The 7700-nt window shown below is 74.5% G+C and carries 7 protein-coding genes; 4 read left to right on the forward strand and 3 right to left on the reverse strand.

Annotated features, from left to right (window positions below):
- The coding region (locus ACZJYS_RS20835; RefSeq protein ID WP_493180187.1) for a peptidylprolyl isomerase at nt 1-1317 on the forward strand (1317 nt) is incomplete at its 5' end.
- Nucleotides 1318-1324: 7 nt separating this feature from the next.
- Nucleotides 1325-2152 carry a 16S rRNA (adenine(1518)-N(6)/adenine(1519)-N(6))-dimethyltransferase RsmA gene (gene rsmA, locus ACZJYS_RS20840; protein WP_493180192.1) on the forward strand — a complete coding sequence of 276 codons (828 nt, stop codon included), beginning with the start codon at nt 1325-1327 and terminating at the stop codon, nt 2150-2152.
- A 131-nt stretch (nt 2153-2283) separates the two neighbouring features.
- On the opposite strand, the gene ACZJYS_RS20845 is transcribed toward rsmA, so the two are convergent.
- A complete protein-coding gene (locus ACZJYS_RS20845) occupies nt 2284-3402 on the reverse strand; it encodes a hypothetical protein (RefSeq protein WP_493180188.1) in 1119 nt (372 codons plus the stop codon).
- A gap of 92 nt (nt 3403-3494) precedes the next feature.
- Complete coding sequence (gene rsmI, locus ACZJYS_RS20850) at nt 3495-4442, reverse strand: 16S rRNA (cytidine(1402)-2'-O)-methyltransferase (RefSeq protein WP_109518710.1); 948 nt, start codon at nt 4440-4442, stop codon at nt 3495-3497.
- A gap of 62 nt (nt 4443-4504) precedes the next feature.
- On the opposite strand from rsmI, the gene ACZJYS_RS20855 reads away from it, so the two are divergent.
- Nucleotides 4505-5647, forward strand: a complete 1143-nt coding sequence (locus ACZJYS_RS20855) for a penicillin-binding protein activator (protein WP_493180189.1) — start codon at nt 4505-4507, stop codon at nt 5645-5647.
- A 71-nt stretch (nt 5648-5718) separates the two neighbouring features.
- Nucleotides 5719-7107 (forward strand): ATP-binding protein, encoded by a 1389-nt coding sequence (locus ACZJYS_RS20860; RefSeq protein WP_493180190.1) that lies wholly within the window; start codon nt 5719-5721, stop codon nt 7105-7107.
- Nucleotides 7108-7122: 15 nt separating this feature from the next.
- On the opposite strand, the gene ACZJYS_RS20865 is transcribed toward ACZJYS_RS20860, so the two are convergent.
- The coding region (locus ACZJYS_RS20865; RefSeq protein ID WP_493180191.1) for a TIGR03915 family putative DNA repair protein at nt 7123-7700 on the reverse strand (578 nt) is incomplete at its 5' end.

Here is a 7700-nt window from a genome sequence, read left to right on the forward strand (position 1 = left end):
TGGCGCGCGCTGGCCCTGGCGGCGGTGCTGCCGCTGGCCGCCCTCGCCACCGCGCCGGGCGCCCTGGCCCAGCGGGCCGGCGCGGCCCAGGGGGCTGCCCAAAGCGCTGCCCAGCCCGGCGCCACCCCGATGAACCGCATCGTCGCCGTGGTGAATGGCGACGTGGTGACGGCGAACGAGGTGGCCGCGCGCACCCGCCTCTTCGCGCTGAACGCCGGCATGGGGCCGAACCCCGAGGTGCTGACCCGGCTGCGCCCCCAGGTGACGCGGCTGCTGGTGGATGAGCGGCTGCGCATGCAGGAGGTGCAGCGCCGCGGCATCCCCGTGGCCGATGCCGATGTCGCCGCCGCCATCGAGGAGATCGAGCAGCGCAACGGCCTCCCCTCCGGCGGGTTGCTGGCCCAGCTGCGCGGCGCCGGCGTGCAGCCGCGCGCGCTCTTCGACCAGATCCGCAACCAGATCGGCTGGTCGCGGCTGGTGCGGCAGCAGCTCGGCAACCAGGCCCAGGTCTCGCCGCAGGAGATCGAGGAGTTCATGGCCGCCCACAAGGCGCGCACCGGCGAGCCGGAATTCCTGGTCTCCGAGATCTTCATCCCCGTCGACGACCCGGCCGCCGAGCCGGAGGTGCGCCGCTTCGTGGACGATGTGGTGGGCCAGCTCCGCGCCGGCGTGCCCTTCGCCGCCGCCGCCACCCAGTTCAGCCAGAGCCAGACCGCGCTGCAGGGCGGCGACATGGGCTGGACCCGCCCCGACGAGTTCGACCCCGCCGTGGGCCGCATCGTGAGCCAGATGCCGCCCGGCGCCATCGCCAACCCGCAGCGCGTGCCGGGGGGCTTCCAGATCGTCACGCTGCGGCAGAAGCGCGAGACGGGGCGCGAGATCGCCACCCTCGTCACGCTGCGCCAGGCCTTCTTCGGCTTCACCAGCGCGCTCGACCCGCAGGCGCCGACGCAGCAGCAGATCCAGGCGCTGGAGCGCGCGCGCGCCCTGGAGGGCAAGGCCTGCCCCGCCCTGGAGGCCGCCGCCCGCGGCTCCGACCGCCCGGCCGACCCCGGCGGCCCGCTGCGGCAGGACACCCTGCAGCCCGCGCCGCTGCGCGGCATCGTCGCCAGCCTCGCCGTCAACCGCGCCAGCCAGCCGCTGGTGACGCCGGAGGGCGTTCTGGTGCTGGCCGTCTGCTCGCGCGAGACCCGCAACCTGGCCGAGCTGACGCCCGACCAGGCGCGTGCCCAGATCCTGCGCGACCGCATCGAGCTGACCTCGCGCCAGCTGCAGCGCGACCTGCGCCGCCGCGCGCAGATCGACATGCGGAGCTGATCCGGCCATTTCCGCCTCCCTTCCCTCGCTCGCCGAGACCATCGCGAAGCACGGGCTGGCGGCGCGCAAGGCGCTCGGCCAGCACTTCCTGCTCGATGCCACGCTCTGCGCCCGCATCGCCTCCATCGCCGCGCCTCTGGAGGGGCGGCACGTGCTGGAGGTCGGCCCCGGCCCCGGCGGCCTGACCCGCGCCCTGCTCGACACCGCCGCCGCCGAGGTGGTGGCGGTGGAGCTGGACCACCGCGCCATCGCCGCGCAGGAGGAGCTGGCCGCCGCCTATCCCGGCCGGCTGCGCGTCGTCGAGGGCGACGCGCTGAGGATCGACGCGGAGAGCCTGCTGCCGGCGCCGCGCCGCATCGTCGCCAACCTGCCCTACAATGTCGGCACGCCGCTGCTGATCGGCTGGCTGCGCCAGGCGCATCTGTTCGAGAGCATGACGCTGATGTTCCAGCAGGAGGTGGCCGAGCGCATCGTCGCCGCCCCCGACACGGAGCATTACGGCCGGCTCGCCGTGCTCTCGCAGTGGCGCTGCCAGGCGCGCATGACGCTGCGCCTGCCGCCCGGCGCCTTCTCGCCGCCGCCCAAGGTGTGGTCGGCCATTGTCCACCTCGTGCCGCATGCCGGGGCGCCGGACCCGGCGCTGATGGCGGCGCTGGAGAAGGTGACGGCGGCGGCCTTCGGGCAGCGGCGCAAGATGCTGCGCTCCAGCCTGAAGTCGCTGGGCGAGGCCGAGGCGCTGCTCGGCGGCGCCGGGCTGGACGGCACGCGCCGCGCCGAGACGCTCAGCGTGGCGGAATTCGACCGGCTGGCACGACTGCTGCTGGCGCGGGGATAGAGAGAAGCTTCTTCTTTTTCTGAAGAAAAAGAAGCAAAAAAACTTTTCGAGTCTGGCGCTAGATTATCCAGGGCAGGGCACCAACTCGAAAAAGTTTTTTGGTTCTTTTTTCCAAAAAAGAATGCTTCTCTTTACTTTCTCGTGTTCCTGCCCTGGAACTCCCGGCTGTTGAACATGATTCTCCGCAATCGGCGTACCGTGGTCTTGCCGACATACTGCTCGTAGATGTTTTCGCTTTCCGGCAGGCGGTCGAGCAGCAGGCGGTAGAGGTCGGCCACGTCCTCGCGCTCCAGCAGCCGGTCGGGGTCCCAGTGTCGGCCCGCGTAGCGCTCCAGGAAGCCTTCGAAGTCGCGCTGGCGGAAGGTGCGGAAATGCGCCTGCTGCTGCGCCAGGATGGCGGCGATGCTGTCGGCCGAGGCGGGGGCGATGGGCAGGTCGCCGCGCTCCACGGGCGTCATCCGGTCGTAGCCCATTTCGCGGAAGCGGCGCTCGTTGAAGGAAGCCCCCTTCTCGCCGATGTAGCGGCCGAAGCAGGTATCGGTCATCACCCGCGCCAAGCCGAGCTGCGCGCAGGCCAGCGCCTTCATCGCGTCCTGCGAGGATTTGTCGATCGCCATCTCCTGGCCTTCGAGCCAGCGGTAGACGGCCAGGTGGTTGCGGTTGGGGTAGTCGGTGCGGCGGATGATCTCGAGATAGGGCTTCAGCCAGGCGTTGATCCTGCGCCAGGCACCGCGCCGCAGGCCGAAGCCCCAGTGGTGATCGAGCGGCACCACGCGCACCCGCTCCGGGTCCGGCGTGGCACGATGGTCGCCATAGGCGGCGAAGTAGCCGACCTCCGGAAAGGGGGCGAGCGCTTGGCGCAGCCGCTCCATCATCAGCAGGTAGGCAGGGCCGAGCTCGAGATCGTCCTCGAAGAAATAGCCGGTCTCCGCCTTCAGCGTCTCGAAGGCCAGCTTCTCGCCGCGCTGGATGTTGAAGGCGATGCCGAGGTTGTCGGGGCTCTGCAGCACATGGCCTTCGGGGAAGACGCCGCGGAACGCCGCGACGCTGTCGGCGATCGCCTTGTCCTCCGCGTAGCGCACGCCGGAGGCGGCGGAGACGGCGCCGTCCTGCAGCAGGTAGATGCGGCTCTGGTCGAGCGTCACCCCCTCCTGCGCCTTCAGCGAGGCGCAGAAGCGCTCCAGGTAGGGCGCGCGGTCGAAGGCAAAGATGATGATCGGCGCGCTGATCCCGACCGCGGTTTCGACCATGCCCTCAAGGCTCCCATCGGCCTCGCGACCGACCCTGGTCGCGCTTCGGCACCGGCCTTCCTGCTAGAGCGCCGCGCCGGCGCGGGCAAGAGTCACCCCTCGTCACGCAGCGCCAGCGCCCGCGCATAGACCTGCTTGCGCGGCAGGCCGGTGGCCGCCGCCACCAGCGCGGCGGCGTCGCGCAGGCTCTCGCCGGCCGCCAGCGCGGCGCGCAGCCGCTCGTCCAGGCTGGCCTCCGCCTCGCCCGCCTCGGCTTCCGCCGCGGGCGGCCCCACCACCAGCACGATCTCGCCCCGCGCCGGGTGCTCGGCGTAGTGCGCCGCCAGCGCCTCCAGCGTGCCGCGCCGCACCTCCTCGAAGCGCTTGGTCAGCTCCCGCGCCACCGCCGCCGGGCGGGGGCCGAGCTGCTGCGCCATCGTCGCCAGCGTCTCGGCCAGGCGGTGCGGCGCCTCGTAGAAGATGAGGGTGGCGGAGAGGCCGGCGCGCTCGGCGGCGCGCAGCCGCCCCAGCTCCGCCGCCCGCGCCGCCTCCCGCGGCGGCAGGAAGCCGTGGAACAGGTAGGGGTGCGGCGGCAGGCCGGAGAGGGTCAGCGCCATCACCGCCGCATTCGCCCCCGGCACCGCCGAGACGGTGTGGCCGGCGGCGATGGCGGCGCGCACCAGCCGGTAGCCCGGGTCGCTCATCAGCGGCGTGCCGGCATCCGAAACCAGCGCCAGGTGTTCCCCTCCCGCCATCCGCGCCAGCAGGCGGGGCGTCGCGGCATCCTCGTTGTGCTCGTGCAGCGGGAGAAGGCTCACCGAAACGCCATGTCGCGCCAGCAGCGGAGCGGTTACCCTGGTGTCCTCGCACAGCACCGCGTCGGCCGCGCGCAGCACGGCCAGGGCGCGGGGGGCGAGGTCGCCGAGGTTGCCGATCGGCGTCGCCACCAGGGTCAGCCCGGGCCTTCCGCCCGGTCCCGGAGCGGGTCCACTTGCGGTTCCATTGGGGGAGGTTTCATTTGTCGTTTCCGCGCTCGTCGTCTCAGGCTCATCCGGCTGCACTGACTGGAACTCTCCCGAAAACCCGGCGATGGCTGGCCGGCGCTGCGCTGCTCACGGGCCTTGTGGCGCTCTCGGCCTGCGCGCCGCAAGCCTCCGGCCCTTCCTACGCCCCGGCGCCCACGGCCGGCCTGCCGACTCTGCCGCCGCCGCCCCCCCGCAGCAAGGTGGCGGTGCTGCTGCCGCTCACCGGGCAGAACGCGGCGCTCGGCCAGTCGCTGCTGAACGCGGCGCAGCTCGCGCTGTTCGAGCAGGGCGAGCCGGGCTTCGAGTTCCTGCCGCGCGACACGGGCGGCACGGCCGCCGGCGCGGCCGAGGCGGCGCGGGCGGCGATGGCCGAGGGCGCACGCGTCATCGTCGGGCCGCTGACGGCGCAGGAGACGGCGGCGGTGGCCAGCCCGGCGCGCGCCGCCGGCGTGCCGATGCTGCCCTTCACCAACGATGGCAGCCAGGCGGCGCAGCAGGTCTGGCCGCTCGGCATCACGCCGGCGCAGCAGGTGCGGCGCGTGGTGGCGGCCGCCAACGCCCAGGGCGTGCGCCGCTTCGCCCTGGCCGCGCCGAACGGCGCGCTGGGCCGGCAGATGGCCGAGGCGCTGCGCGGCGCCGCGAGCGATCTCGGCCTGCCCGCCCCCGTCATCGAGATGTACCCGGCCGCCGCCGCCCCTGGCGTGGTGGCGGTGGAGGTGGCGCGCCGGATCGGCGCCACGGACCCCGACGCCCCCGCCGAATCGCGCGCCGAGATGCTGCTGCTGGGCGAGAGCGGCGCGCGGGCGCGGGACTTCGCCGCCGGCCTCGCCTCGGCCGGCGCCGCCATGCCGCCGCTGCGCCTGGCCGGCCATGCGCTGTGGGGGCATGACGAGAGCATGGGGCAGCAGCCGGCCCTGGCCGGCGCCTGGTTCCCCGGCCCCGACCCGGCGGCGCGCGGCCATTTCGACAGCCGCTACGAGGCCGCCTTCGGCGAGCGCCCGGCGCGGGTGGTGGGCGTGGCCTACGACGCCGCGGCGCTGGCCGCCCGCGCGCTGCGCAACCAGCCGCCCGGGGCGGCGGCGCAGATGCCGCTGGGCGAGGTGGTGCTGGGGGCCGATGGCGCGCTGCGGCTGAACCCGGGCGGGCAGGTGCAGCGGGCGCTGGCGGTCTATGCCATCGCCCCCGGCGCGCCGCCCGGCGTGGCGGCTCCGGCCGAGCTGCCGGGCACCGCCGGCTTCTGAGCCGGTCCTTGAGGGGAGACGCGGCGGGGCCGGGCCCCGCCGCCGCGCGCACGCAGCCACCGGAGCTTGGCATGGATGAGGAAAGGCCGGCGCTGCACCGCTGGCTGGGTTCGGCGGCGCTGATCGGCGGCGTGCCGCTGGCGCTGCTGGCGCTGCTGGCCGTCACCGGCCGGGCCGAGGCGGGGCCGGCGCTGTTCGCCATGGCGGGCACCGCCCTGGCGGCGCTGCTGCTGGCGCGGCGCTGGCTCGGCAACCTGTCGCGGCTGGCCGCCGTGCTGCGCCGCGCCGATGCGGGCGAGGGCGCCTGGCCGGAACCGCCCTCCGCCCCGCCGCTGCTGCCGGCGCTGGCCGAGGTGTCGGAAGGCGTGGCGCGGCTGGCGCGCAGCCTGGCCGAGCGCGGCGAGCTGCTGGGGCGGATGCGGCGGGCGGATGCCGCCATTCTGGAGAGCCTGCCGGACCCGCTGCTGGTGCTGGGGGCGGACCGCGCGGCGCTGCGCGCCAACGCCGCCGCCCGCGCGCTGTTCGGCGCCCGCGCCGCCGAGGCCGGGCCGCTGGCCGGCGACGCCGCCGCGCTGATGCGCCACCCGGCCCTGGCCGGGGCGGTGGACCGGGCGCTGGCCGAGGGCACGCGGCAGGCGGCGGACATCGTGCTGCCCGTGCCGGTGCCGCGCGAGCTGGCGGCGCAGGTGATCCCGCTCGACCCGCCGCTGTTCGACGGCGGGCGGCTGGTGGTGCTGCTCGCCGACCGCACGCGGGAGCGCGCGGTGGAGCGGATGCGCGCCGATTTCGTGGCCAATGCCAGCCACGAGCTGCGCACGCCGCTGGCCAGCCTGATGGGCTTCATCGAGACGCTGCGTGGCCCGGCGAAGGACGACCCGGAGGCGCAGGCACGCTTCCTCGGCATCATGGCCGAGCAGTCCGAGCGGATGCGGCGGCTGATCGAGGACCTGCTCGGCCTCTCCCGCATCGAGCTGGCCGAGCACCAGGCGCCGACCGAGCGCGTGCCGCTCGCCGCCCTGGCCCGCGCCGAGGCGGAGGCCATGGCGCCGATCCTGGCCAGCCGCCATGTCGAGCTGTCGCTGGAGCTGGACGAGGCGGCCGTCGCCGCGCCCGCCGATGCCGAGCAGCTCGCCCAGGTGCTGCGCAACCTGCTGGAGAACGCGGTGCGGCACGGCCAGGAGGGCGGCGAGGTGAAGCTCTGCGTGGCGCGCACCGGCAGCCCCCGCCCCGGCGTGACGATGAGCGTGGCCGATGACGGCCCCGGCATCGCGCGGGAGCACATCCCGCGCCTGACGGAACGCTTCTACCGGGTGGACAAGGCGCGCTCGCGCAACGCGGGCGGCACCGGGCTGGGGCTGGCCATCGTCAAGCACATCGTCAACCGCCACCGTGGCCAGCTCCACATCGAGAGCCGCCCCGGCGAGGGCGCCACCTTCAAGGTGTGGCTGCCGGCGGAATGAGGCCGGAGGGGGGGTTCAGTCCCCCTCCGCCTTCTGGCGCCGGCGCGGCGCGCGGAATTCCTGCCCCAGCATGACGCGCACCCGCCCCTCGGCGCCCTGCATCAGTTCGGGGATGACCGCCGCCTCCGGCAGGTTCTTCCAGTATTTCTTCGGCATCTCGGCGCGCATGGCGTCCGGCTTCAGCCGGGCGGGGTTGAAGATGCTGGCGAAGTAGGTGCGCCACAGATCCTCCGCCGCGTCCTCGGCCGGGGCATCGGCGCGGCGGGCGCCGGGGGTGAAGGCCAGCGCCACGCCATCCCAGTGGGCGCAGCGGCGCGGCGTCAGGATCGACCAGCGCAGCATGGCGAAGCGCCGCACGAAGAAGCCCGCCTCCGCCTCGACGATGTGGTGCTCCGGCTCGAACCAGGCGACGGAGCGCGGCCCCTCGGGGGTCTCGATCTCCCGGAAGCGCAGGAAGGCGTGCATCTTGTGCGCGTCGCGCCGCACGGCGCGGGCCATGCCGGCCAGGCGGGCCATGCGCGGCTCGGTGGGGGTGCGCAGCAGGCCGGGGCGGGCCTGGGAGTCCCACAGCAGGGCATAGAGCAGGGCGAAGC

It is taken from the genome of Roseomonas sp. TS2 (assembly GCF_058833935.1).